General features: G+C 49.2%; 22 protein-coding genes and 1 pseudogene. 11 read left to right on the top strand and 12 right to left on the bottom strand.

Annotated features, from left to right (window positions below; all coding sequences use genetic code 11):
- Positions 1 to 217: 217 nt before the first annotated feature.
- A pseudogene (locus tag AC3WT9_RS30050) lies at positions 218 to 433 on the top strand (transcriptional regulator); the annotation flags it as partial.
- 429 nt (positions 434 to 862) lie between these two features.
- Here the strand turns inward: AC3WT9_RS30050 and AC3WT9_RS30045 are convergent.
- Positions 863 to 3,199: a winged helix-turn-helix domain-containing protein gene (locus AC3WT9_RS30045; protein ID WP_341378100.1), complete on the bottom strand. Its 2,337-nt coding sequence runs from the start codon at positions 3,197 to 3,199 to the stop codon at positions 863 to 865.
- A gap of 191 nt (positions 3,200 to 3,390) precedes the next feature.
- Here AC3WT9_RS30045 and AC3WT9_RS30040 point away from each other — a divergent pair, with 191 nt between their 5' ends.
- The 4 genes from AC3WT9_RS30040 to AC3WT9_RS30025 all read left to right on the top strand — a co-directional run bounded on the left by AC3WT9_RS30040 (position 3,391) and on the right by AC3WT9_RS30025 (position 8,825).
- Positions 3,391 to 4,089: a response regulator transcription factor gene (locus AC3WT9_RS30040; RefSeq protein ID WP_341091647.1), complete on the top strand. Its 699-nt coding sequence runs from the start codon at positions 3,391 to 3,393 to the stop codon at positions 4,087 to 4,089.
- A gap of 24 nt (positions 4,090 to 4,113) precedes the next feature.
- Positions 4,114 to 5,556, top strand: a complete 1,443-nt coding sequence (locus AC3WT9_RS30035) for a sensor histidine kinase (RefSeq protein ID WP_341378098.1) — start codon at positions 4,114 to 4,116, stop codon at positions 5,554 to 5,556.
- A gap of 99 nt (positions 5,557 to 5,655) precedes the next feature.
- A complete protein-coding gene (locus AC3WT9_RS30030; protein WP_341091644.1) occupies positions 5,656 to 6,423 on the top strand; it encodes an ABC transporter ATP-binding protein in 768 nt (255 codons plus the stop codon).
- Positions 6,423 to 8,825 carry an ABC transporter permease gene (locus tag AC3WT9_RS30025; RefSeq protein WP_341091642.1) on the top strand — a complete coding sequence of 801 codons (2,403 nt, stop codon included), beginning with the start codon at positions 6,423 to 6,425 and terminating at the stop codon, positions 8,823 to 8,825. The genes AC3WT9_RS30030 and AC3WT9_RS30025 overlap by 1 nt, the downstream gene beginning before the upstream one ends.
- Positions 8,826 to 8,957: 132 nt before the next feature.
- Here the strand turns inward: AC3WT9_RS30025 and AC3WT9_RS30020 are convergent, their stop codons facing one another.
- From AC3WT9_RS30020 to AC3WT9_RS30005, 4 genes are read right to left on the bottom strand one after another with little or no spacing between them, the layout of a single operon-like run.
- Positions 8,958 to 10,265: an MBL fold metallo-hydrolase gene (locus AC3WT9_RS30020; protein WP_341091641.1), complete on the bottom strand. Its 1,308-nt coding sequence runs from the start codon at positions 10,263 to 10,265 to the stop codon at positions 8,958 to 8,960.
- Positions 10,262 to 11,941, bottom strand: coding sequence for an ABC transporter permease (locus AC3WT9_RS30015; protein WP_492408529.1), 1,680 nt, complete (start codon positions 11,939 to 11,941; stop codon positions 10,262 to 10,264). Before AC3WT9_RS30015 ends, AC3WT9_RS30020 begins: the two co-directional genes overlap by 4 nt.
- Positions 11,942 to 11,946: 5 nt before the next feature.
- Positions 11,947 to 13,041 carry an ABC transporter substrate-binding protein gene (locus AC3WT9_RS30010; RefSeq protein ID WP_341378097.1) on the bottom strand — a complete coding sequence of 365 codons (1,095 nt, stop codon included), beginning with the start codon at positions 13,039 to 13,041 and terminating at the stop codon, positions 11,947 to 11,949.
- Between the two features lie 27 nt (positions 13,042 to 13,068).
- Positions 13,069 to 14,037: an ABC transporter ATP-binding protein gene (locus AC3WT9_RS30005; protein WP_341378096.1), complete on the bottom strand. Its 969-nt coding sequence runs from the start codon at positions 14,035 to 14,037 to the stop codon at positions 13,069 to 13,071.
- 210 nt (positions 14,038 to 14,247) lie between these two features.
- Here AC3WT9_RS30005 and AC3WT9_RS30000 point away from each other — a divergent pair, with 210 nt between their 5' ends.
- Positions 14,248 to 15,141: a LysR family transcriptional regulator gene (locus AC3WT9_RS30000; RefSeq protein WP_341378094.1), complete on the top strand. Its 894-nt coding sequence runs from the start codon at positions 14,248 to 14,250 to the stop codon at positions 15,139 to 15,141.
- Between the two features lie 185 nt (positions 15,142 to 15,326).
- Here the strand turns inward: AC3WT9_RS30000 and AC3WT9_RS29995 are convergent, their stop codons facing one another.
- The 4 genes from AC3WT9_RS29995 to AC3WT9_RS29980 form a co-directional block, all read right to left on the bottom strand.
- A complete protein-coding gene (locus AC3WT9_RS29995) occupies positions 15,327 to 16,637 on the bottom strand; it encodes a hypothetical protein (protein WP_492408526.1) in 1,311 nt (436 codons plus the stop codon).
- 225 nt (positions 16,638 to 16,862) lie between these two features.
- Positions 16,863 to 17,651: a helix-turn-helix domain-containing protein gene (locus AC3WT9_RS29990; protein WP_341091630.1), complete on the bottom strand. Its 789-nt coding sequence runs from the start codon at positions 17,649 to 17,651 to the stop codon at positions 16,863 to 16,865.
- A gap of 103 nt (positions 17,652 to 17,754) precedes the next feature.
- Positions 17,755 to 18,666 (bottom strand): alpha/beta fold hydrolase, encoded by a 912-nt coding sequence (locus AC3WT9_RS29985; protein ID WP_341378092.1) that lies wholly within the window; start codon positions 18,664 to 18,666, stop codon positions 17,755 to 17,757.
- A gap of 263 nt (positions 18,667 to 18,929) precedes the next feature.
- A complete protein-coding gene (locus AC3WT9_RS29980; RefSeq protein ID WP_341378091.1) occupies positions 18,930 to 19,673 on the bottom strand; it encodes a MerR family transcriptional regulator in 744 nt (247 codons plus the stop codon).
- A 166-nt stretch (positions 19,674 to 19,839) separates the two neighbouring features.
- Here AC3WT9_RS29980 and AC3WT9_RS29975 point away from each other — a divergent pair, with 166 nt between their 5' ends.
- The 3 genes from AC3WT9_RS29975 to AC3WT9_RS29965 all read left to right on the top strand — a co-directional run bounded on the left by AC3WT9_RS29975 (position 19,840) and on the right by AC3WT9_RS29965 (position 22,655).
- Positions 19,840 to 21,531: a M3 family oligoendopeptidase gene (locus AC3WT9_RS29975; protein WP_341378090.1), complete on the top strand. Its 1,692-nt coding sequence runs from the start codon at positions 19,840 to 19,842 to the stop codon at positions 21,529 to 21,531.
- Positions 21,532 to 21,709: 178 nt separating this feature from the next.
- A complete protein-coding gene (locus AC3WT9_RS29970) occupies positions 21,710 to 22,360 on the top strand; it encodes a Vat family streptogramin A O-acetyltransferase (protein WP_341097616.1) in 651 nt (216 codons plus the stop codon).
- 103 nt (positions 22,361 to 22,463) lie between these two features.
- Positions 22,464 to 22,655 carry a hypothetical protein gene (locus AC3WT9_RS29965; RefSeq protein WP_341091623.1) on the top strand — a complete coding sequence of 64 codons (192 nt, stop codon included), beginning with the start codon at positions 22,464 to 22,466 and terminating at the stop codon, positions 22,653 to 22,655.
- 79 nt (positions 22,656 to 22,734) lie between these two features.
- Here AC3WT9_RS29965 and AC3WT9_RS29960 read toward each other — a convergent pair whose 3' ends face one another.
- From AC3WT9_RS29960 to AC3WT9_RS29950, 3 genes are all read right to left on the bottom strand, one after another.
- Positions 22,735 to 23,448: a glycosyltransferase family 2 protein gene (locus AC3WT9_RS29960; RefSeq protein WP_341091621.1), complete on the bottom strand. Its 714-nt coding sequence runs from the start codon at positions 23,446 to 23,448 to the stop codon at positions 22,735 to 22,737.
- A gap of 202 nt (positions 23,449 to 23,650) precedes the next feature.
- Complete coding sequence (locus AC3WT9_RS29955) at positions 23,651 to 24,286, bottom strand: hypothetical protein (protein ID WP_341091620.1); 636 nt, start codon at positions 24,284 to 24,286, stop codon at positions 23,651 to 23,653.
- Between the two features lie 132 nt (positions 24,287 to 24,418).
- Positions 24,419 to 25,198 carry a hypothetical protein gene (locus tag AC3WT9_RS29950; RefSeq protein WP_341378089.1) on the bottom strand — a complete coding sequence of 260 codons (780 nt, stop codon included), beginning with the start codon at positions 25,196 to 25,198 and terminating at the stop codon, positions 24,419 to 24,421.
- A gap of 228 nt (positions 25,199 to 25,426) precedes the next feature.
- On the opposite strand from AC3WT9_RS29950, the gene AC3WT9_RS29945 reads away from it, so the two are divergent.
- Together AC3WT9_RS29945 and AC3WT9_RS29940 are read left to right on the top strand one after the other, a co-directional pair.
- Positions 25,427 to 25,801, top strand: a complete 375-nt coding sequence (locus AC3WT9_RS29945; RefSeq protein WP_038589217.1) for a VOC family protein — start codon at positions 25,427 to 25,429, stop codon at positions 25,799 to 25,801.
- Positions 25,802 to 25,954: 153 nt separating this feature from the next.
- A complete protein-coding gene (locus AC3WT9_RS29940) occupies positions 25,955 to 26,827 on the top strand; it encodes a stalk domain-containing protein (protein ID WP_341378088.1) in 873 nt (290 codons plus the stop codon).
- Positions 26,828 to 26,829: the final 2 nt, after the last annotated feature.

The following is a 26,829-nucleotide window of genomic DNA, read 5'->3' as shown; positions in this document are numbered from 1 at the left end:
ATAGAATTGGTTATTTCTGGTGTGAGAAAAATGCTTCTGAAATGGAGGATTATCTATTTTCAATTGTTGAATGGGAAGCTTCCACGTATAATCAGAATTATAGGTCGTGAAGAACACGCCGCTTTTACACTATTCATCTCTCGTATGTTAATCCGGGATGAGTGGTGGGAAAGCGGCTTTTCTTTTTGTTCGAAACAATTCTTAGGGAGGGAAAGCAATGGCGCGGTTCGAGCAGCAGTACATGGAATGGTTAGAAAAGAATCTCACGAATGAGATTAACCCTAGACGGAGGGAGCTGCTGGCCAAAGGCTTGGGACATGGAACGGTTGAATTTCTAAAGAGAGTCTGGTTCCCGGCAGTCGGGAATTTTGACCATCTGTTTCCTGAGTGGGAGGTTCGGGATTTCAATAATGGCTATCGGTATTTGGATTTGCTCAACTCTCTCCTATTTAGGAGTAACTGGAGGCGAATAAAGGCTATACGGTCCGTGAACCTGCTAAAAAGAGCTACCCAGCATAAATAGAGGCTATACAGTCCGCAGCTTGCGGGGATGATCTGCTAGGTACGTATTCAGGTAGTTTTTGGGTTACGTACTCCGGTACTTTTCCGCTGCGTTTTCCGTTACTCTTTCGGGTTGGATACTCTGGACTTTTCTTATGCGCTTTCCGGTACTTTTTCCGGTAGTTTTCGAATGCGTTTCGGTACGGTTTTCCCTGCCGCAAGCGCCCAATCAATCACACCAAGGAATCGCGCAGCAGCCTATTAGTAAGTACTTACTGAGTACTGGCCATCTGGTGTTTATAACAACTCAAGAAACGGCATTTCTGCCGTTTCTTTGGATGCATTGCCAGAGAGTTACCCTCTATTCAAAACTCTGCAGCAGCCGCTCAACATACTCCGTGGAAACTTCGGCACGCTTGCGCAAATTGCTCTCCCACCCCAGCTTCAAATAAGAGGATAGCAGCTCTTTCATAGCAGCCCCTTCGTCAATAAAGCTGCGGATATACCCCTGTGGCTGTGCCAAGTGCAACGCGGTTCCCAATTTAACAAGGGCCGTCTCCGTTTGTCCCATTCCCTGATGTAGCACACTCTGCAGGACCAGCACCTGAATCTGGCCGCGCTGACGGTCCTCCTTGCATAATAACTGATACATCCGCTCCAACAGCTGCAGTGCGTTATCTGATTGTTCGCAAGCCGCAAGCACTCTCGCCAAGATCAGATGCTCGGCAACAAGGTTCGGAGATACCTCATCCGTATAGGCTACATCGCAGCTCTGCAGCCACGCGCGGGCCTCTTCCACCCGGCCCTGCTCCAGTGCCAAGAAGGCTTGCTCCGCTTCAACTCTTTTCATAAATTGCAAATGATCCGGGGAATCAATCTGTGAGCCCAGACCGGAGAGCAGCTCCGAAGCACCTTCAGGATCACCCTGGGCGTTATGAATTCGCACGGCGCTGACGGTAAGGTGAATCAATATCCGTGCAAAAGGTTTGATATCCTCACGCTTGAGCGCCTTATGAACAGCAACAACAGCTTCCTCCAGGCGGTTCCACTCGTAGAGCAGCTTGGTATAGGAGACAAACAGGAAGCCCACAAAAGGATATTCCCGCTTACTCTCCCAGACAGATATCCACTTCACCAATGTCTCTTCTGCATAATGAAGATCGTTAATATAGACCAAATGATCATCGAAGGCATCGTATCCCTGATATCTGTTGCGCCCCATCGTTTGAAAAAAGCTGCCCTCCGGTATATGCTGCTCCATCTTTTCGAAGTATTTCGACATGGTTACCAAGTCCTTGCGCAGATAGGCAGAGACCGAACTCATGAAGTAGATATTGCCCATCGCCTGATGATATGCTTGTTCGCTTAAAGTGGCTTGCAGGGTTTGGAATGAACCCTCAGCCTGCTGAGTTCTTTTAAATGCTGCTTCCCATTTCCCCACTCCGAGCAGCACAGAGATATAGAAGACTTCCACCATGGGTTTCCCGGCATAATAATGCTCCGGAATGACGGATAACCATCGGTTGAGCACAACACTTCTGGACTGCAAAAGGTGAAGGATATTCTTCTCAATCAACCGGACAGCGTCCTCATATTGCTTGCCCTCCAAGTAATGCTCCACCGCTTCCGCTTCAAATCCATAATGCTCCCACCAATGCGCCACATGGATATGGGCCTCAGTTATTTTTGCCGGATCTTCGGCTGTCAGCTGTTCCTGCAAGAAATCCGACAGCAAATGATGATACCGGTACCAGTTTCTCTGATCGTCCAAAGGGATAATGAACAAATTCAGCTGTTCCAGGCTCTCCAATTGCTCCTGGCAATCGGGCTGACCGGTTACGACTTCACAGATGGAATGGTTCATCCGGCTCAGGATCGAGGTTTCCAATAGAAATACACGTATGGGCTCAGGCAAATGAGAGAATATCTCCTCCAGCAAATAGCGGGAGATGTCCTGATGCTGACCTCTAATGCTATCAATGGAGCGGGGGATGTTATCACTGCTCTTTAGAGCAATTGCGGCCAGCTGCAGTCCGCTGATCCAGCCTTCGGTCTGGTGGTAGAGCTGTGTCACCTGTTCCTTCGTCAACCTTAAATCCGTTGTCTCCCGGAAGAAGATCATCCCTTCATCCAGTTGGAAGCTCAAATCCTGCATAGTAATTTTATGTACAGTGACTGCTTCCGTTATACTGCTGATCAGTATGGCCAGGTCGGTACGGCCAGCTATAAAAAAGTGAATATGAGGCGGCAAATGCTGGAGTAGATAAACCAGCGAATCATGTATTTCCGGGAGACTGATGAAATGATAATCATCGAGTATAATGACCAGATCGGCAGCAGTTTCTCTGAATTCATTCAGCATAACGTCCAGTGCAGGCTCGGAGAAGATTGAGGAACCTTTCTTAAGCAAAGGCCGGATTCCGGCTCCAAACCCAGGAATCTGCTCCTCGACCGCAGCAGCCACATAGCTCCAAAACGTGATCCAGTCGTTATCCTGCTTATCCAGGGACACCCAGGCGGCACGCGATCCGCTGTATTTGACCCATTCACTTAACGCTGTTGACTTCCCGTAACCTGCGGGTGCTGATACAACAGTGAGCCTTGCAGTCATTCCTTCATTGATCTTGTTCATCAGACTTGGCCGGGGGACCAGGGAGTTGCGGCCATGGGGGATGTGAAGTTTTGTGCTCTCAATCATTATGTATTCCTCCAAATTGCAGCAAGCAACCCTATGTTTTAAATTTGTATAGTTAAGCCTATTATATCAGACGATACTTCCGATAATAAAGCTATGTTCAGCCCGAAACCATAGAGAACATAAGGAGTTATAGTGAATCTCCGGAATGCCCTATATAATGGAAGCAGAATAAACAAGTAGGAGTGTAAACGATGCAGCAACGCAAACGGATTCTCATCATTGAAGATGAACAGGACATTTCCCGTATTCTGAAGGATTATATTACATTGCAGGGTTTTGACGTACATATTGCAGACAATGGCGTGGACGGTCTTCGGCTGCTGGAAGCAGTACAGCCCGATTTCATTATTCTGGATATCATGCTGCCTGATGCAAACGGGATTGAGCTGTGCAGACAAATCCGCGATAAAACCCGGACGCCAATTCTCATTCTAAGCGCCCGCAGCAGTGATACCGATAAAGTGCTGGGGCTGGGATTCGGTGCGGATGATTATATGACCAAGCCCTTTTCCCTCAGCGAGCTGGTGGCAAGAATTCAGGCTCACCTGCGCAGAATGGAGAGCCTCGGAAATCCGTTGCCGCAGGACGAACTGATTTCTATCGGTACCCTGACCATCGACAAAAAAGCTTATAAGGTAACGCAAGGCGGTCGGGAGATTCCGTTGTCTGCCAAGGAATTTGAGCTGCTGTTCTTTTTGGCCGAGCATAAAAATCAGGTGTTTTCCAAGAGCCAGCTGCTCGATCAAATCTGGGGCTACACCTCCTTTGGAGATGAAAGCACCATTACCGTGTACATCCGCCGGCTGCGTGAGAAGCTTGAAGCGGACCCCTCCAATCCTGAGTATCTCAAAACCGTATGGGGAGTCGGCTATAAATTCAACCTGGATTAAATCAAAGAATGGAGCCGCTGAACTATGTATTGGAGAAATTGGTTTAAACCGTGGTTCGCCTCAGCCATCGCTTGTATTGTAATTATGGGGGGCTGCGGGGCGTTCATTCAGTATAGACTTTCGGCTACGGAACAGGATGTTCTTCCGGACGAAGTGGTGAATCAGGCTCGTATTGAGATAAGCCGCATTATGTTGGTTCTGGAGCAGCATCACACAGAAGTCTCCAGTCAGAACAGGATACGGGAAGAACTGCATAAGTGGAGTGAAGAGAAGCAGCTCCATCTGCAATACACTGGCCTTGATGGTACCCTTCTTTTCGACTCCTCGGCTCCACATTCCATGAATAAGGACAAGCTGAATCTTAAAAGTGATCTGCATTATGATCTCTACAGCTCCAAAACAGCACAGGAAAGGTTCAAACTGGCCTTCCCGGTTGTTGATCCTGAGTCTGGAGTGCAGGCGGGGAATGCGATCTTCACCTTGCCCGGCTCACTCCTCGCTTATAGGCAAACTGCGTCTTTTCCTGCCATGTTCACTCTGCTGATGATAGCCTTGTTCCTCTTGCTGCTGCTTCTATTCCGGCTCCGGTACAAAATCAATCACGACCTCCTTTATCCGGTTAACGGTTTAAAGGATCATGCCGAGGCCATTCTCAAGGGGAACTACGGGCAGAAAGCCGAATATGCAAAGCAGGATGAAATCGGTGAGGTCTACGCCGTATTTGATCAAATGCGGAGTGAAATTATGACGCTGAGCATGCAGAATGAAGCGCAGAGCAAAGCCCGGAAGGAGCTCATCTCCAATATTTCACATGATTTGAAAACACCGCTGACCATCGTAAAAGCCTACATTGAGGCGATCCGCGAAGGGGTCTGCTCCGATCTGCCGGCGGTGATGGCGTATATGGAGATTATGCAGGCGCAAGCCAACAAGATGACCGTGCTGGTCGAGGATCTGCTGGTGCATGCTTTAAGGGATTTAGGCCAAATTTCTGTACATCCCGTGGAGCATTACAGCAAGGAGATTTTCGAGTCCATCCTCAGGCCAATGGGTCCTTATATCCGTACGGCAGGCGTGGAATTTACTGAGCCTGCCGAAATCCCAAACGTGCTGATCCGCATAGATCCTGTCCGAATCGAACAGCTTCTATCCAATCTTATCGCCAATGCGCTGAAGCATACTTCTGCCGGAGATACGATCCGGGTAGCCATCCTCCAGGAACAGCATCAGCTTACGGTGACCGTATCCGATACAGGCGAGGGAATTCTGCCGCAGGACATGCCCTTTATATTTGAACGTTATTTCCAGGGACATGCGCCTTCCCAATTGGAGAAGCGGTTCAATGAGGGGTCCGGACTGGGTCTGTCGATCTGCAAACATATTATTGAAGCCCATCATGGCACCATTTCCTTTAAAAGCGCCAAACATCAAGGGACCGAATTTTATTTCACCCTGCCTATCTCCTGACAGCTCCTTGCCTTGTAATACTTTATTAATAACCTGATAAGCTTATTGCAAGATTCCCCCTCTACAATGAAGGAAAATGATACCTGGAGGGATTTATGTATGCCGAAAACCGCGATACTTCATACCAAAAACCTGTGTAAAACCTATTCCACCGGCAGCGAGCAATTTCACGCCATCCGAAATATTGATTTGGACATCTACCAAGGGGATTTTACTGTAATTATGGGAGATTCCGGGTCAGGAAAATCAACGCTGCTCTACTTGCTTAGCGGTTTGGACACGGTCACCGCAGGTGAAGTCCATTTCAGCCAGCAGCGTATGGACAGCTTCTCCGAGAAGGAGCTTTCCGGGCTGAGAGCTGGAAAAATCGGATATATCTATCAGAGCAGCAATCTTGTACCTGATCTGACACTGCTGGAAAATATCGCTTTACCCGGCTATGTTGCAGCAAGGCCACGGCGTGAAGTGAAGCAGAAGGCCTTGTCGCTGATGAAGGCCATGAGCATTGAAGAGCAGCAGCACCGGCTGCCAGCTGAGGTATCCGGGGGCCAGCAGCAAAGAGCTGCTATTGCGAGGGCATTAATCAATACGCCTGAGATCATTTTTGCAGATGAGCCGACAGGAAGCCTGAATTATGATCAGGGCGTTGCGGTACTTGATATTTTGACAAGCATGAATGCCGAAGGACAATCCATCGTCATGGTCACTCATGATATCAAATCGGCCTGCCGTGCGAACCGGCTGATTTTTATCCGCGATGGTCAGGTTGGCGGCGTGCTGGAGCTTGGTGCTTTTACCCCTGATCAGCTGCAGGACAGAGAGTCCCTCATCTTCTCCTACATCTCCCGTGAAGGGAGCCTTATGTAATGCATGCTATAATGACGATTTGCTGGGGGAATCTGAGGAAACGCAAAGTGCAGAACAGTCTGATTGCGCTGCTTATTCTGCTGTCCACGCTGCTGACCAACACCGCGATAACCGTTATTTCCAACTCGGAAGATCTTTACGAAAGCCTGCATCGCGACACTAAAGGCTCCCATGAACTATTAATGTTCAGCAGAGGTCTTCATAATCCGCAGAAGTCAGCCCATTGGTGGTCCCAGCAGGATGGCGTAACGGCATCCGTGCTGCTGCCTTACAAGCCATTGGCAGGAGTCAAACACCGAGGAGAAGATATCCCCAACCTGTATTTGTATATGATGAATACACCGGACCGGCCCTTTGGCACAGATGAGCTTGTATTTGCCCAAGGACCGGAGACTGCTCAACCCGAACAGGGTACGATTTGGATTCCAACCTCACTCGCCTATAAATATGATGTTTCCATTGGTGACGAGCTTCAGTTCAAGACAGGTAATACTCCTCTTAGCTTAACTGTATCTGCTGTCGTAATCGACCTTCCGCTGGGAGGGCCCTTTTCCACAACCGCGCGAATCTGGATGAACAGCAGCGACTACCAGCAGGATCTAAGCTCTGCTCAAGACACTGATTCATATATTCTGGGGCTCCGTTTCGCTGACTACAGCCAGCGTGCTGATTATTGGGAACGGTTTGAAGCCTTTCTGGGTACTCCATTCATGGAGGAGAAGACCAGCTTTGAGCAAATTTCTGCTTTTTACTTTATCATGAATAAAATCATCGGTTTTGTCATGAGCTTCCTTAGCATTGTAATGATACTGGTTGCCTTGTTTACGATCAGCTTTACGATTTCGGACGCGATTCTGGCCAATTACAAAACCATTGGGATTTTCAAATCCATGGGTCTGACTTCAAGGCAGATTATAGGCACCTACGTTGCCCAGTACAGTTTTCTTGCACTGCTGTCCATCCTGCCCGGGCTATGGATCAGCCGCTTTTTATCCGGAGTGATTATTGACCAGTCTCTATCCTTCTTAAAAACAGATCATTCCTCGATCCAGCTACAGGGAGCTTGGAGTGATTGGATGGTCGGAGCAGGGATGCTGCTGCTGATTCTTGTATGCGTGTGGATTTATGCCAGCAAAACGCGTTCCATCCAGCCGATGCAGGCCATTCGTTATGGCATGTCTGAAGCTTCGCACAGCAGCCTTGGCAAACGTTCGAAAGGCCGGGGAAAGCGGGGCAGTGAGTTTGAACGCTGGCCGGTTCCTGCTGTCATCGGGCTGAGAAATGTAACCAAAAATCTTAAGGGCTCTATCCTGATGCTTATTCTGACCACCGTTACAACGTCAGTGCTGGTCTTCGGCTTCGTCCTGTTGAACAGCATCTATCAAATGCAGAAAACCTCGCCGCTGTGGGGTTATGATGCCTCTGATATTGTTGTCATGGTCGTGAACGAGGCGGATTTTGACCGTGAAGCTCTGAATGCCGGGGTTAAGGCCGATCCTGCTATCCTGAACCTTAACTGGGCAGGCCAATCCATCGGCGTTGTATCTGCAGAAACCATGCGAAGCTCCGGGAAGGTGGGCGATACTTCACAATCCCTCAGCATTCCGCTTAATGCCGTAGAAGGAAGTCTGGATGAGGTGGGCTTCGCCTCCTTAAACGGCAGAAATCCGGCCAACCGGAATGAAATTTCCATCGGCATCAACATCTCCAGGCAGCTTGGAAAAGAGCTGGGGGATGTTATCGAGCTGTATGTTGAAGGAGAGCGGCACACCTTTACAGTGACCGGCATTTATCAGTCGATTGCCAATATGTCCAATCAGGCCAGAATAACCTCGGATGCACTCACCCAGTTTCACCCTGATACGGCGTACTTGAATTTAATAAACGACGATGATGCAGATAAGATAGTGCAGCAGCTGAATGACAAATATGGCCCTGGAATTCAGGCCATCAAACAGCAAACCCTGCTCGATTCGGTATTCAAGGAAGCTACGGCGGTACTGATCCTTCCGATGAGCATTCTGAGCCTGCTGTTTCTGCTGGTCACCTGCCTCATTATTTACAGTACCTGCCGGATTCATATCCGCAAGGAAACCAAGACCTATGGCATCTACAAATCCATCGGGCTGACTTCGAATAACATCCGGGGTGCAGTAACCTGGAGCATTGTGGCGCTGTCCGCAGCGGGTACGGCTCTGGGCATCGGCTGCGGGGTATTTCTCCTCCCCGGCATATTAAGAGGTCTGCTCTCCACCTATGGTATTGTCAAGCTGCCGCTCCTAATGCAGTGGGCTGGCATCTCCTTCCTCGCTTTGCTTAGTATAACCGTGGCCGGTCTCGGCTGCTGGATCGCCTCCAGCGTTATCCGCAGCACTTCACCACGGGTTCTGGTCACGGAATAACAGCAGCTATTTGAATAACCCATTGAACCGACCTTTTGCGTATCGCTGGGTTTAGTAGATAAACAGCAAACAGACAGCAAGCCAGCTCAGGTATCGAGCTGGCTTGCTGTCTGAAGAGCGTATTCGAGTGCATCAGAAGGAGATACTGTCTCCGGGAAGCAGAGAATACAGTCCCGTAAACCCTTCTTCCTCCAGGATGGAAAGCACCTGATCCGTCTGCTTCTTAGGGGCATGAACCAGCACTGTGCGGCGGCTTGGAACAGCCCGCAGCATCCGGCGGATGTCAGGAAGGCCTTGATGCACCTTGTAACGGATCAGAGAAACCTTGCAGCCGCCGCTGCTCTGCTGCCCAAGCAGGTTGCGGCCAAAGCTGCCTTCAGGCAAATGGCCTGTAAAAATCACATGGCTGCCGGGAACATCAAGCAGCTGCCGGTAATACCACTGGGCTGTAGGAGACTGGAGCAGTGCGTCGTTCGTGAAGATTATCTTATTCTTCCGCTCCAGCAGTGCCTCCTTCCGCTCGGAAGGACTGGAGACTGCTTTCAAGTTCCTGCTGTTCAGGAGCCGGTCAATGCTGCCGGGAGCCTCATCTCTCAGCCAAGCTGAACGGGTTTGCAGCGCTCGGAGCGGAGCCAGCAGAGCTTCTTCCACCACAAGCTGCGCTTGTGGGAACCACTCAGCAGCCCAGATGAGCAGCTCCTGGCCCCGGCCTTGCAGCGGCATTGGCAGCAGCACGCAGCCGCCGCCTTCTAAAGTATCCCGGATCACAGTCTCCAGCTGCAGCAATTTCACATGCTGCTCTTCGGGATCCGCTCCGTAGGCGGCGTCGATAATGGCCAGATCGGCTTCTCCTTGCCCCCTGCCTGCCTCAGGCCCGGACAAGAACAGCGCCTGTGGCCGGTCCACTGCCAGCAGCTGCGACTCCTCGGTGTAATCACCGGAGAAGTAGATCCTCTTCCCCTCCCATTCCAGGGCAAGCCATACCGCACCAGCCAGATGTCCGCTTCGCCCCCACTGCACACGCAGGCCGGGTGCAACGTTCAGCCAGGTGCGGGGTCCGGCCTGCTCGTCCAGAAACATAAATTCCATTGCCTGCTTGTCTTCATCTCCATAAGGCAGCCCGGCTGACTCAGCGGCCGTATATCTGCTCCACGCCTCGAAATAGCCGGGCAGCTGCCTGAAGGTATCGCGTGTTGTCCATACTTTTCCCTTATAGCCATATTTATAAAGCAGCGGAAGGGCCATCGAATGGTCCTCATGGGCATGGGACAGAAAGACCGCTTGAAGCTGCGGAATAACCGCGGCATCCAGCAGCGGATACTCTCCTTTCCCTTCCTTCTTCACACCACAATCGAGCAAAATACAGGATTCCTTACCCTGTAAAAGGTAGGAGGAGCGCCCATGCTCCCCGGCGCCCCCCCATATCGTCAGCTTGGTCATAGTTGTCTCCGCTTTCTGTCTGGACTTAAGTATTGAATTACAAGCAGCAATGCAGTTGTAACGCCTACAGAGATTACGGCCATTGCCATGCCCATCGCCACTGCACCCTGTTCAAACTGGGCAAAGATATAAGTCGCCGACGTCTGCATCGACGGCGGCAGAATCAGCAGCGAGGCCACCAATTCACGGCCGGAGATGGTGAAGGTCATCATCCAGCCAGCCGCCATTCCGGGAAGAATGAGTTGCAGCAGGATACGGCGGAACACGTAAACCTTGCTTCCGCCAAATACCTGCCCCGCCTGCATCAGGGAGGAATCAATCTGCCCGTAGCTGGCTTTTACATACTGCACGGTGTAGGGAAGGAACAGCACGACATAGGTGAGCACGACCATCCCATAGGTGTTATAGAGCGGGACCGGCATCCAGCGGGCATTCCACATGAGGATCAGCCCAACAACAAGGACAATGCCCGGTACAGTATTCGGCAGCAGGCTGAACAGATCGGTCCATTTTTGCCGCCAGGCTGTGCCCTTGCCAATGATCAGCGCGAGCCATGTGCCAAGAATTACTGCGATGCTCGAAGCAACAATCGCCAGGCTGAAGCTATTGATTAGTGCCTGAAGGCCTGGTGAGCCTGGAGAGAGCAGCTCAGCATAATGACTTAACGTCAAGTTCCCCCACGACAGCCCCTCCCCGCGCAGCTTCAATAATGAGGCGGTAATAATGGAGAAATACGGGACTCCGACGGAAGCGAGCAGCAGCAGCACAATATACCCCCAGCTGAAGAAGCCCAAGGCTCCCTTTGCGGCGTAATGCTTGCTGCGTATCCCTTTCCCGCCCACCAGGCGGTAAGAATAGCGGCTGCTGATAATCGTCTGGATATACCAGAGGATCAGGCAGACTCCGAGCAGCAGGCTGGCCAGTGAAGTCGCTTTGCCGAAATCAATCGGCCAGCTGGAAATATATTTGTGAATTTCCGAGGTCAGAACATAGAACCCGATTTTGCGCCCGAAGGTCGCAGGTGTCCCGAATTCGGCAATTGTCTTAACAAAGATTAGCAGCACACCAAGCCCGTAGCTCGATAACAGCAAGGGCACAATAACTCTTCTAACCTTGTAAAGGAATGGAGCGCCGTGAACCGAAGCCGCTTCCTCCAAGCCGCCCCCGATCTGCAGCAGTGCATTGCGCAGCAGCAGATAGAGGAAAGGAAACAGATGCAGGCTCATGATCAGCACCATCCCCCCATAGCTGAAGAAGTAAGGGGTCAGTGCTGCAGAAGACGGAAGAACCTGCTCCATATAGCCACCCGTTTGCATAAATAACATCCACCCCATGGAACCGATGTAAGGCGGTGTCATGAACGGAATCAGCAGGACAACATCCAGCCAAGCGTGGCGCCCGATGTCACTCTTGGCCATAATCCAGGCCAGCGGCAAGGCGAACACTGTAGTCAAGGCGACTACGCTTGCTCCAAGACCCAGAGAATTCAGCAGCACCTTCATTAGCCCGCTGTTTCCGGTAATGGTCCTGAGCGGCGCGGTGATATCGAGTTGTTGACCAGAATAAATGCTGGTCCAGAAGATCAGAAGCAGCGGCAGCAGCACCAGAATGGCCAGTATACACAAAGCAAGGCTGCTGCTCACCCACTTAAATGAGCGTACAGCGTTAATTTTCATTCCGCTTACTTGAACAAATCCGTGAATGTTGTGGACACTTCATCGCCATATTCGTTCATCCAATCCCATTTCACGTCAAAGGTTTTGATCTCATCCAGATTGGCGCGGTTCTCCGCCTTCACATCGCTTCTTCCCGGCAGCAGGTACGCCTTGGCTACAAGTGCCTGGGCTTCATCGGAAAGCAGATAATCAATAAATGCTTTGGCGTTGTCCACATTTGCACTCGTCTTAATAATGGCTGCCGGACGCGGGCTGATCACTGTGCCTTCTGCCGGATACACGATATCCACCGGTTCCCCATCCGCTTTAGCTTTATAGGCCATATAATCTACCCCTGCGGCAACCACGGATTTGGCACCGGTAATTACCGGATCCAGTGCTTCCTGATTCGCCCCTGCCATCGCCACCCCATTTGCCTTATATTGCTTGAACAAATCCCAGCCGCTGTCTCCCTGAGCACTCAGGTAACCGGTCATGAAATCCAGTGCCGAGCCGGAGAGCGATGGATCGGGGATGTTGACCACGCCCTTCCATTCCGGCTGGCCCAGGTCAGCCCAGGAAGCCGGCGGTGTGGTTACTTTCTTGGTGTTATAGACAATTCCCAGTGCCGACGCACTGTAGCTGAAGTAATTCCCTTCCGCATCCGACCAGTCACTGACAAGCTTGCCGGCATTCACCGCTTCTTGATAAGGAAGCAATATCCCGTCGTTTTTCATGCCCTGCATGGAAGGCAGGGAGGCAAGTACCACCACATCGACCACCGGGTTGGTTTTCTCCGCCTCCATCCGCGCCAGAATCTTACCTGTGGTACCCTGGAACATTTCCACTTTGACTCCCGTTTTCGCTTCAAACCCTTCTTTGATTTTATTCGCCAGTCCCTCAGGTCCAGCACTGTATACCACCAGACTGCCGCTAAGCGTATTCTCTGCCGGTGGTGAGGCTTGTTCAGTAGCAGACGGAGTATTACTGTTTTTGCTCTTGCTGTCGTTCGCTTTGGCGTTAGCCTCGGGTGTATTGGAGGAACCGCAGCCAACCAGACTGATGCTTAACACGGCAGTCAAGAGAACGGAACCTAGTTTGCTTTTTTTAATGATTTTCAAGGGAAGACCTCCTAAGAATAATTGTGGTTAGTTCAGATGGTGAATGTGCTCCTGTGAGGCGTAGACCTGAATGCTCTCACCCACCGTTAAGCGGTGTGAATGATAGGCCGTCCAGGTGCCCATTCCCTGCATCTCCAGAATGACCTCATAGCGGTCACCCATATAGCTGACATGCCGAATGACTCCTGTAAATACCTGAGAGGCTCCCTCTCTGTCGATCCAGCGTAGTTGCTCCGGCCGAAGCATTTGCTTCCCGGGGACAATCCAGTTCGACCTGCCGATAAAACGGGCCACAAATGGCTCAGCCGGCTTCCTGTAAATTTCCTCGGGGGCACCAGTCTGCAGGATGCTTCCGCCATGCATGACAACCACCTCATCCGACATAGACATCGCTTCGGTCTGGTCATGTGTCACGTACAGGGCGGTGATGCCCATGTCCTTCACCAGGGAGAGCAGTTCCAGCCGCATCTCATCCCGGAGGACGGCATCCAGCGCACTGAGTGGTTCATCGAACAGCACCAGCCGGGGCCGGGTCACCACCGCTCTGGCAAAAGCGACCCGCTGCTGCTGCCCGCCAGACAGCTGATGGGGAAACCGCAGCTCCAGTCCTTCCAGTCTTACGCTGCGTAGCGCTTCCTGCACCCGGCTGCGCAGCTCCTTCTTCTGCCGCGATGCCCGCAGCCCAAACGCTACATTCTCAAAGACACTCAGATGCGGCCAAAGCGCAAAATCCTGAAAGACCATGCCAAAGTTCCGGCGGTGAATCGGCTGGCTGATCTTCCGGCTGCTCGAGAAAATAAGTTCCCCGTCAGCCACAATTTCTCCGGCATCCGGTGTTTCCAGTCCTGCAAGCAGGCGAAGCAGGGTGGTTTTACCGCAGCCCGAAGGCCCAAGCAACGTGGTAAAGCTTCCTGCTGCAATGGTCAGATCGGCAGGCTTCAGGGCATGCACGTCACCGAATTTCTTTTCCAGTCCACTAATGATAAGCTGCTTCATTCTCATGTACCTGCCTGTTCTTAACTTATAAAGAGATAATGACTGCACTAAAGTAAGGTTGCTATGAACATGTCCTTAGTTTAAAGGCAAACAATTCCCGCAATATTTGCCGGGTGTAACGCCGATATTAACTTTTTCACCGATTTATTTTAACATTCATAGAATTTTTCTATGTTATCGTTTAGCTAGCAGACGAGGGAGTGAATAGAAATGAACCTGAATTTGATTAAGCTGCAGATCGTAGAACTGCTCTATAAACACAGGAAAATCACGACAGTAGCCGAAGAACTGGGACTGAAGCAGCCTACAGTGACTTATCATTTGAAGAATTTGGAGCAGCAGCTCGGGGAGAAGCTTTTTGAGTCGAAAATGGATAAAATGATCCTGACGGAAAGCGGCAAGGCGTTTCTTCATTATGCTGTCAAAATCAATGCACTGGCCGCAGAGGCCGAGCGGGTAGTGAAGGAATTCAGTAATGCAGGCCGCGGCACGCTCAAAATCGGTGCAAGCTATGTGCCGGCCACATATATTCTCCCCCAAATCCTGGGCCAGTTCGGAGAGCAGCATCCGGGGACAACGATTTCGCTATCGGTTAAGCCCTCCCCCGTAATTAAAGAGATGCTGGTGAATCATGAAATTGATCTGGGCATATTGTCCACGGAATCCTTTTATGTGCCGACTCTGCACAGCCAGTCCTTATGCGAAGATGAGCTTGTACTGGTGTTCGCCCCCACGCATGAATTTGCAGCTCAGACCAGGCTTAGTCCGTCCGAGATTGCATCTGCCCATTTTATTCTGCATGATATGGAATCGAGCACACGCCAGTTGACCAACAAGTGGTTTGAACGATCCGGCGTAACGCCAAGAGCCCATATCCTGCTCGATTCACTGGAGGCGATCAAGCAATCGCTTATGGGCGGCAGACATGTGTCTTTTATTTCGCGGCTTGCCGTGGAAGATGAGGTGGCGAGGGGGAAATTAATGATGCGGACTATTCCGGACTACAATTTTCAGCGGCATATCTTCTACTCCTATAATCGCGACCGCCACTACTCCCCGCTGATTGGGTTATTCATAGACCTGATACGCACGATCAACATCTGAAACCGAGACAAGCAGAAAGCGAATCGAACATCGTGATTAGAGATAGAGTTATTGAGGGCAAGGGATTGCCCCCTCCCGCTCCACGGCCTTCACCAGCTGAAAAACGTGTACTTACCCGGTCACGCGGGCAACAAAAAAAACGGCATTTCTGCCGTTTGGGAATGACTGTTCAAAGCTCAGCTTACTTACGAAGCTTTCTTGCCATACGCATATAACTTATATCCCCATACATATATCGTTCCGTCCTTGCCAATGATGACCGGAGACCGTGCGTCTGTGTTACTGGGCAAGCTCCAGTTGATCTTTTTAGTCTTCATATTGATGGAGCTGATGTAATTGCCATCGTATAGACTATCATAGCCGCTATATACAATATTCTGGCTGCTGTCAAGGGTGAGGCCAGGTACGGAATACGGATAAAAGCGGTAGACCTTGCCTTTGACAGTCGGCTGAAAACTCCAGAGCAGCTTGCCGGCAGGACTATACACATGCTGTGCAAAAACAATATGCCCATCCCTGCTGATGGAAGCCGGAATCTGGTTGCCGATATGGCCCGCTTCTACGCTGAGGGTCTTGGTGATCTTCCCGGCGGTATTGATAATATACAAGTTGTTGTCCCCGCCATAGGGTTCACCGCTCACATAGAAATTGTTGTTGTAATAGACAGGAGCATACGGACTAATGCCTTTATACTTCGTGCTGGACAACAATTCCCCCTGCTTGCTGATCTTTAAAAATTGGGCATCCGTGAATTCGGGCTTCATCGCTCTTGAACTATAAGGTCTCATGAATCCCTTGGATATCGACAAGTATACGTTGTCCTTCACAATTAGAGGAGCAGAGAAATATACCGGGACCGTCTCCGTGTCCGAAACCATTGTGTTGTTGAACTTGGTTTCACCACTCGCATTCATGCCGATCAGCTTCACATGTTCCGTATATCTCTTCGATCCGCTTGCTTGAGTAAAGTACGATAGCGCAAGCGCCACATAGCCGTCATCACCTACGGTGATATTGCCGAGTCTCATTACATATTCGTATGTATTTTCCCAAAGCAGTTCTCCGGCGATAGAGTATTTGGATACAATCGCCGTTCTATCGTTCAGCCTTGAAGAATCAGTCAGCTCCCGGCCGTCGAGCGAGCTTGATACGATCAGAAACTTATCGTTGGACAGGTTGAGTGTATTCGCCTCTACGCCCTTTATTTCCTTGGACCAGAGGATCTCGCCGCTTGCCCGAAGTGACGTTAATTTCACTACCCGCGCTCCTTCGGACAGAACATACAAAATACCTGCTGAATCAACAACCACCTGCTTAATTTCTCCTGTGAACGGAACCGCCCACTTCAACTCCGGCTTGGCTAACGGTGCAGCATAACTGGATTGCCGGGGCCCATTATCACCCGGATAGACGGAATTCGCAGCCGCTCCCACCCCGGGAATCCAGCTACCCATTATAAACATGAACAATATTGAACATAAAACAGCCTTTTTCAATCCCATTTCCCCCATAACACATTAGATCTCTATGCGAAACATACTTCATCTGTCAAACTCTGGTTGCATAGGAAGTTGTAATAATAGGCTCAGTATACCAAATTGTAACAGGGTTGCCAGCCTTCCTGCAGAAATCCCCCCGGAGTACACCGCCACAGCCATGCGCTCCGGAAGCTGGTTAGAAAGTTCCTGTCAGTGATCAGCGGCTGGATGCTACACTGGCTTCTATTCGAAGATAGCTATGATCCCTTCCGCCACTGGCTTCCACAGGCGCGGGTACTCCTGATTTATCAGTCCCCTCACTTGCTCCGCCTGAATGCTGCTGAAATGATCCTGTTCGACTAGGATCGTGTACGCCCCCTTGGCCACGTCGCCGATCGCAATATGTCCGCTTGCATAACCCCCGATGGCGATCCGCGAAGCAATCGCACAGCCGCCGAGCGAGAACATTCCGATGGACAGCCCGCCGATGGCGAAGATCCCAACGGCAAGACCCCCAATAGCGATAATTCCTGCGGCCAGTCCGCCAATGGCCAGAAGAAAACCGAGAGCCAGCCCGGCAATGCTCATCATCCCCCCTGCAAGTGCGCCGAAGCATAGGCCGCCAAGCGAGAGGATTCCGACTGACAAACCGCCAACGGCAATATTCCCAATAGCCAGAACTCCCTTGGCGACATAAATTCCGCGTCCGACATTAATATGCACCAGGGGAATCCCGAACAACGTTCGTTTGCTCTTGTATTCATAATGATACTTTGCAGTAACATCAGAGTGGAAATTCCCAGCATCGAGTGGCAGGACTGCTTCCTGATTACCCGAAACTTCTTTGACCATATGGTCCATACTTACACCAAAGAACTCGCTTAAGGCAATCATCTTATCCATTTCCGGATACGACTGACCCGATTCCCACTTAGATACGGCTTGCCGCGACACACCGATAACCTCCGCCAAATTTTCTTGGGACATCCCCCTTTGTTTTCTGTAGCCTTGCAGTTTATCCGCAAAATCCATCATCATCACCTCAAACTTATCGTATTAAACCGTCATGTTCCTGACTACCAAGCGACGTTAACAATCTGTCAACCACAGGTTGCATATGTTCGGAAACACGGTTTTAAAGCATTTGACGGATTCCTTGAGCTACGACATCGGGCCGTTCGATATGAATATTATGTCCGCTGTCTTCCACAACGACCAGTTCGCCCTGGTCAGACAACTGGGACATTTCTTCAGCTACATCCAATAAACAGCTCGTTATTTTATCGGCGATCCCTGCCGGTACTTTCTCTAAATGCTCCACTTTTCCACTTTTTAGTACAAGCAAGGGCATTCCTGGCGGAAGACCTTTTTTTCGGACTGCATCATAGCCAAGCTGTAAATTTTTGAATTCCTGATATACTGCCAATCCTGTCGCTCTCTGTGGGGTCATTAGTCTCATCCGTAGAGATATTGACTCAGGGAAATGCTTCAACAGAGCTTCAAAATCCTTCAGCTTGTTCCGCTGCAGTAGCCATTTCAGGATACCTGCTCTAGTCAACCAATACAGCATCCGAAACATCAATATTCCCGACTTTTGCCCCTTCACATGTTCTCTTGGGAACCGGTCTGTCAGCTCATCTTCGTGACTAGCATCAACAAGCACGATGCCAGCCAGATTTTCCGGATACCGCTCCGCATAAAGACGCGCATTTACACCACCATAGGAATGGCCCACATAGATAAAAGGCTGTCGAACTCCTGCTGCCTGAAGCAGCTCGTGCAAGTCTTCAACAGCTTGCTCATTGTTTCTAGGAACGGATCCCTTCTCACTCCAACCATACCCCGCCCGATCGTAAACAACAGTCTGTGCAAATGGCGCTACTTTCTCCTCAACTAGTGACCATGTATCCGAATAAGATCCGTAGCCGCAGCCATGATCGAAAACAACGGTCTTACCTCCCGGTAACCCATTTATTCTGATATGCATCTGTTTGCCTTTAACCCGAATTAACTTTCCTGGCGGTGGGATCAACTTCGTCTTCAACATCAGCACTCCTTTGCTGAACCGATGATAACATGAATGCATTTGGATTTCCGTGACAAAAAATAGTTCTGTACCTTATCACCAAAAACCGCCAAACACTTAAACGTGCTTGGCGGAATATCGGTGCGTACAGCTCTGCTGTCCGTTTGGAATTCACTCTACTGCGCTTGCGCTGCAAGTGGAAACGGCTTTGCCGTCCCCAAAAGGACGGTATCCGTTTCAGCGAGAAATAGAAGGATAATTTATAGCGTGAAACATATAAATTCTTATCTTTCAAAATAATCTGCTGCCGCAGACAGATAATAAGCAAGCCCGGTCTGCTGGCCTTCAAGCATCTGCAAATGAAAGTCATCCCCGAGGAAAAAGCGGTTCTGCAGTGCAAAATCCTGTGCTGAAACCGGATGCCCCTGCCCCTTCAAAAACCCAAGATGGCTTTCGATTAACTGTGTGATGGCCGCATCACTGTGCTTCACTCCTGAACGCAGAGCTTCCGCCATCGCCTTCATAAAAGCTGCTGCCTCCGCCGCCATCTCATTCATCCCCTGAAGATCAACGGGAGCCGCACCAAGCAATTCAAAATCATATGTTTCTTTCAAATGCTCATACTGTGGCTGCATGGCCTCCGCCCACTCTTCCTCACTCTCAAAACCTGTAAACAGCTCTTTATCCTCCATTTGTTCTCCCTTCTTTCTGCTCATAATAGATTTCTTTAATGTTCCAAGCATACTTTCCAGCCTTTGCTTGCGGAGAAGCAGAAGCTTCTCCTGCTCTACAAGAATCGTTAGTCTATCCGGCTCATCTTCCAGCAGCTGCTTGATTTGCTCCAGCGTAAGATCCAATTCCCTGTATAAAAGAATCTGCTGCAGCCGTTCCAGCTCCTCCATCCCATACAAACGGTACCCCGCTTCACTGATCTCACACGGCATCAGCAAGCCGATTTTGTGATAGTGATGCAGAGTTTTGACGGTTACCTTGGATAGTGCGGCTGTCTCCTTTACGCTATAAAGCAACTGAACCCGCTCCTTTCAAAACTTAGTTTAGGGCCTCCTCTAAGGGGAGAGTCAATACCACACGTCCAAATTAATTAAAGGTCTCCGAACATTATTTTTTTGTTTTTTTGATGCTCCAGCGTATATAATATAGTCCATATGGTAGAGAAAGGATGTTGATGGTTTCATGAAATTTACAGAATACCCTTATGAACGCCCCGACGCAAACAAGTTCAAGCTGGAGTTCACGGCGCTGCTAAAAGGTCTCGAAGCGGATAACTGGGAGGAACAAAAGGCCGCAATCCTTGCGCTGAACAAACTCCGCAGTTCTTTTGAAACCATGACAACCCTCGTCTACATCCGGCATTCCATCAACACTGAGGATGAATTCTACAAGGCAGAACAGGATTACGTAGATGAGATCAGCCCCATTGTCCAGGAATACATAACTGAATACTACAAAGCGCTCGTAAACTCCAAATTCAGAGCTGAAATTGAAAAGGAATGGAGCCCGCAGCTGCTCCAGCTGGCTGAAATTTCGCTCCGGATCTTCAGCCCGGAAATTATTGAGGATCTGCAGATGGAGAACAAGCTCTCCACCGAATATTCCCAGGTGATCGCTTCCGCCAAGATCCAGTTCGATGGGGAAGAACGCACCTTGTCCCAATTGACACCGTTTGAAACAGCAACAGACCGCGATACGCGCAAACGTGCATATCTGGCCAAAAATGAATTTATGGCCGCACATGAGGCCGAATTCGACCGTATTTACGACGAGCTCGTTAAGGTTCGTGCCCGCATAGCCAAGAAGCTGGGTTACGCCAGCTTTGTAGAACTCGGTTATGACCGGATGATGCGAACCGATTATAACGCCGGGATGGTGGCCAATTTCCGTAAGCAGGTGCTGGAGCATATCGTTCCTGTCTCCCTGAAGCTGAAGCAGCGCCAAGCCGAGCGTCTGGGTCTGGATGCCCTGAAGTATTACGATGAAGGCTTTAACTTCAATACAGGCAATGCTGAACCCAAAGGCGATCCCGAGTGGATTGTCGCAAATGGTGCAAAGATGTACAAAGAGCTTTCTCCGGAAACGGATGAATTCTTTACTTTTATGAAGAACAACGAGCTCATGGATCTGACAAGTAAAAAAGGCAAGCAATTCGGCGGATACTGTACCTATCTGAGCCAGTATCAAGCCCCGTTCATTTTCTCCAATTTCAACGGAACGGCAGGAGATATTGATGTGCTGACCCATGAAGTGGGCCATGCCTTCCAGGTCTATTCAAGCCGTAATATGCTGCTGCCTGAATATGAGTTCCCAACTTCGGAGGCGGCGGAAATTCACTCGATGAGCATGGAGTTTTTTGCCTGGCCGTGGATGGACCTGTTCTTTGAGCAGGATGCCGACAAATACCGCTTCAATCATTTGGCGTCTGGATTGGAGTTCATTCCCTATGGTGTTTCTGTGGATGAATTCCAGCATTTTGTCTATGAGAATCCAGAGGCCACACCGCTTGAGCGCAAGCAGGCCTGGCGGGCAATTGAGAAGAAATATTTGCCGCACCGCGATTATGACGGCAACACTTATCTGGAACAAGGCGGGTTCTGGCATAAGCAAGGACATATCTTCCGCTCACCGTTCTATTATATCGACTATACGCTAGCCCAGCTCTGTGCTTTCCAGTTCTGGAAACGTTCAAATGAAGATTTCAAATCTGCCTGGAGCGATTATTTGCGCCTCTGTGAGGCCGGTGGAAGCCAATCTTTTGTCCAATTGGCCCAGCTTGCCGGTCTGATCTCACCATTCGAGGATGGCTGCGTCAGCTCCGTCATCGGAGAGATTGAAGGCTGGTTAAATTCCATTGACGATAAAGCACTGTAACTGATAAAGCTGCAACACAAAAAGCAATTCCTGCCGGGTTGGGGGAGTTGCTTTTTCCGCTTTTCCCTAAGTTTCTCCAACTTGACGGACTGCCATAAATTAGTAAGATAGAATGACTGCGGAGTTTCGCTTACCCCTGCTTCAATATTCCGTAAATATAACTCGCGAGGTGAAAGCCATGATGGCCGGGCCGGATAAAAACAAGCTGTACCCCAATGAGAATATTAAAACTGTATGCTATATCCGTAATCTTCCAGCTAGGGCAAATGTAGAAATCGGTGACTATACCTACTACAGTGACAATAACAACAGCCCGGAGCATTTCTACGAACACATTCTGCACCATTATGAATTTTTGGGCGACAAACTGATCATCGGCAAATTCTGCGCCATTGCAGAAGGTGTTACGTTCATTATGAACGGTGCCAATCACCGCATGGATGGACTGACAAGCTATCCCTTTAATATTTTTGGCGGCGGCTGGGAAAAGGTGACACCTACGCTGGACCAGCTTCCTTTTAAAGGGAATACCGTAATTGGCAACGATGTCTGGATCGGCCAGCAGGTTACAGTTATGCCGGGTATCACGATTGGGGACGGTGCCATTATCGCTTCCAATTCAACCGTAACAAAAAATGTAGAGCCTTATTCCATTGTCGGCGGTAATCCCGCCAGTTTAATTCGAAAACGCTTCAGTGATAAGCTGATCGGGCTGCTGTCCAAAGTGCAGTGGTGGAACTGGGATGAGCACAAGCTGTTTCAACATCTAGAGCTGCTGGTATCGGGCTGTGACGAAGAAGAACTTCAAAGGCTGCTACAGGAAGGTTAATTGCGAAAAGGGGGGATCAGAATGCACGAGGAGTCAGTTTCGCTGGATTCTTATGAAGAAATGGCAGAATACTATCTCAACGATGTGGACAAAAAACCTTATAATGCTTACTATGAACGGCCGCCCTCTAAATGCGATTATGTCCGCTGTACTTCACGCTGGCTTTATACTCGAAGAGCTGCTGGAGCCTATGCCGACGGAAGAATTCAAGCAAGCGCTGCCTCAGTCATATGAGAAGCTGCTGCGCAAACCGCAATTTTTATTTATCCGGGCAAGAAAATCCTCCGAACGCTAATGCCATTATTTCTTGTGAAGGCTTGGGGATTAACCACCTGTGTGGTTGTCCCCCCTTGGCCTTCCCCTCAATTCCACTTCTACACTTTCCGTTTTGCGATTGCCCGGTAATTGTCGGTCACGGCGACAGGTATACTTCCTTTAAGATAAAAGCGGTCTCCCACTTTCCACGTGTGGCTGCCCTTGTTTTCTCTGCGCATATAGACATAGTTATACGGGGATGTGGCATAGGTACGATACCCTTTGGCGCTGCATCTGCGTAAAAAAGCAACATCTTCCCCCAGCGAACGATCCGAAAAACGCACCTGCCTCGTCACTTGTCTGCTGAACAGCAGCGTTCCCCCCTGCACAAAATCCGCAGCTTTATTCTTTTCTCTGGGCGATCTGATGATGAGCCGTTTGGTGCCTGACAGATACACAAGACAAGCATGTTTTCCGACGATATCACTTTTGGTGCGCTTGAGCGCATTCATCTGCTCCTTCAAATAGTACGGGGAGTAGTAATCATCATCATCAAACTTGGCGATAAACGGGAACCGGGCTTTAGCAATCCCACAGTTTAGACATTGTCCTAGCGAAGTTTTTTCGGGTACCTTATACAGCGAGATATTGGGATAGGCGCGTATTTTACTTTGATACTGCTTCAGATTCATGCTGTTTCTGTTAAGTATAATGATTAATTCTTTCGTTTTGTATTGCTGACTTCTGAAGCTGCCTAACAGATTATCAAAAAATTGCGGGCGGTTGGTGCACACGATGATTGAAACGCCGTATGGATCAGCTGCTTTTCCCAAGGCCGTTCTCCCCTCTCCTGTCATCCATTCAACATATGAGCAGGAGCAAACTGCGGTTCGGGCTTATAGTCAGCCAATTACCTCTGCGGCGATTACGTGCTTCCCTGTACCGCTAAACACTCTGAAATATGTACTGCAAATTACAAAAGCAACCCCGCCCGATGGCAGGGTTGCTTTTGTATGGTTTCATGCTTTTCACATTTTAGTCCAATCCATGCTCTTTACGGATATTGTACATGCCTGTAATTAGCAGCTCAGACGGATCACGGTTCAGCTGCAAATGGGTTAGCAAGAAATGTAGCGGAATCGCGCAAACGTTAGGGCCATCCGTAATGGCCGGGAATCCGGCTTCCAGGACAGGTCCATGCTCCGGGTTCAAGGCGAGCCCCGCATGGATTTGCTCAGGAGCAAATTCTTCACGAATAGCTTCGATGCATTGCGGAACCAACACGTTGTCGATGACCGCTTTTGCTTCTTCCTCGTTTGCAGGCGGTTTGGGAAGATCCTTGCCTCCTGGAGTCTTCATCAGCTCGTGGAAGAAAGAGGCCATCCAGATCGCAGGATCATTACCCGACTGAAATCTTGCGATCAGCTCGCGAAGGAAAAACCCGCAGAAATAGTCATTGTTCGACGCATCCTTAACACGGTACACAAACACCGCACCGTAAGCCTCCAGCTGCGACACTTGTCCTTCCACTTCATTAAAGCTCATTTTCAAAGCTACGAGGCCGTTATGATGAACAGCGTTCAGAAGCTCGGACCAATTCTCGGCAGACATATTCTCTTGATTGCCTTCTAGTTCCTCGTTTGTTGGTTCATTCGTTGTCTCATTATTCATTGTCCAATTCACCCCGCTTCCTATCATACCATTCAGCAGCTTGAGAGACTATCTGTACCGATTAAGAGCACGGCTTGTTTTCAAAATTGTCACTTATAAGCTTACCCGTCCTCCTGCGGCTAAAGGTCCTGTTTATTCTGTTATTTTCTTCAATTTCGATGGGTTGTTGATCTTATACTTTACAGGATGCTGGGTGAGCTTCTTAGCAACCACCTTTGCTTCAAAAGAAACTTTATCCCCGACCGCAAGTTCAAGTTTCTTCAATGTGGCGCTGTGGCTGGACCAAACTTCCCCAAGCTCCAGCTCGTAGCCTTCTATTGCTACCTCATCATAGATGATGACCTCATCATCATTATCTGAAAAGTGGTTGGGCACGGTGGTAAACTCTTTGACTGTAGCGGACATTTGCAGTTTCTCTTCAGGCAGTTCAAGCGCTGCTTTCTTTTTCGCTTTCTCCTGTTTCTTCAAGGGTTCCTGCGGTTTTTCCTCAGTCTTCACACCGGCGGCCGGCGGAAGCGTTGTTGGTTCGATTGTGGTTGGTTCGATTGCCGCTGGTTCAATTACGGTTTCTTCACTTACCGCTTCATTGCCAGCTTCATCCGTTCCCTCTGTCACCTCAACTTCAGCAGCTGCTGCTGATTTTTGTCCAAAACCGGAGGTCTGCATCTCCTTTAAATAAGCAGGGTGAATGCAGTGCTGCTGCTTATTCTCAAACTGTATCACTACAGTCATACTATCGACGTACCCCACAATTTCACAAGGCAGCGTGATGCCGTTTCTCTTGTACAGAAAGGTCTTCACCCGTGTTGCTGTACTCGACAAGAGATTCCATTCCTTGCATTTGTTTATCAATTCATCTTCACTGTCAAATTCCTGCAGCTCTATAGGTCCAATTGCGAACGAATAGGTCATCTAAATTCTCACCTCTCCAATCAGTGTAACTTATTATCCCACATTTCCAGGGTCAGCTCAAAACGGATGGCTCCGCGATAGCCGATCCCCCTGCAACACAGGTATCAGAAAACGATAATTAGTTCATTGACGGGTGGTAAAATATAACTTATTATCACCGGGTAAACTGGCATCAGCTTTCTTCAAACTGTTACCCGTTTAGTATAAATCCCTTAAAGGAGAGAATGTATGCTAAATCCACAATTATATTTGAATGGTGATTGCTGCAAAGCTATCGAACTTTATCAAAAGGCTTTTAACGCCACTACAGATTCCATCATGTATGATCCCGACAAGGAGCCCCAGAAATTTGTCATTCACGCGGAAATGCATATTCTCGGCCAAAGGGTTATGTTCAGCGACTACGGCGGCAACAAAGAACATTCATCCGATTCTATCTTAGAGCTGGTCGCTACCTTTGATAACGAAACAGTTCTGCGGGAGGCCTATCAGATCATGAAGGATGAAAGCACCACAATTACGCCCATAGGTCCGGTATTCTTTAGTCCATGTATGGTCCAATTTGTGGACAAATTTGGCGTTCGATGGTGTTTTATGGTGTAAGCTCCAAAACTCTCTCTATTCTTCCTTGATAATAACATTAAATTTGACGATAAGAATAAGATACTATAAATTAAAAAGAGAGGAAAATTAAACCTCATTTAAAGTACATAGTTAAAATAAACCAAATCAATGAATTAGGAGGATTTAATATTTATGCACATTTCAAAAAAAGCATTCGTTTCTACCATTCTGGCAAGCGGATTGTTGTTCGGGGCTGTCGGTGCCTATGCTGCTGACGGGATTTCTTTAGTCAAAGCTTACCTGAATAGCACAATTAAGTTTACTGTAGATGGAGCTTCCTGGACGCCTAAAGATGCCAGTGGAAACAAAATCTCCCCTCTGGTCTACAACGGATCTACCTATCTTCCCGCCAAAGCCGTCGGTGAAGCGCTGAATGCGGAAGTCCTCTGGAACAGCGGCAGCAACACCGTTGTCATTTCAACCACTGGTGGCGCCAATGCCGGTATTCCTTATAATGATGCTGCTCCTAGCACACCATCAGCCAGTGCTCCAGCAGCCAGCGCTCCGGCAGCCAGTGCACCTGCAACTCAGACGGTCAGCACACCGGCTGGTTTGATTACATTGCCTGCGAATCATGATCTCAAAGCCTCAGGTGAAAAAAATAAATCCATAGCGGCAGCTTTTATCAAAGCCTATGGCAATGCCTTGACCTCTGGATCAACTGCCGAATTCGATGCTATGGTGGATAAATATTTGATCGATGATGTAAATGACTATGACATGGGCTACAAAAAAAGAACGAAGGATAACTTCGCCAAAACAGTTCAATCAGACATCAAAGTCAATGAAAAAGATATTATTACGAAATATGCAGCCATTTTAAAAAGTGCATCTGCCAACGATGTAACGTTAGACACGGACTACTCTAATAAAGGTGATTCTTATACTACTTTGGCTTATGAAATAGACTTGCCCGGTTTCTTCATCTCTAAGTTCAGTGTCTTTATGGAATTTGAACTAGACAAGAAGACCAACATGTATTACCTCAAAGCCGTCAATATGTAATT

It is taken from the genome of Paenibacillus sp. EB106-06-01-XG199 (assembly GCF_058791575.1).
Note: the sequence above shows the minus strand (reverse complement) of the source record. Positions and strands in the feature narration are given on the sequence as shown.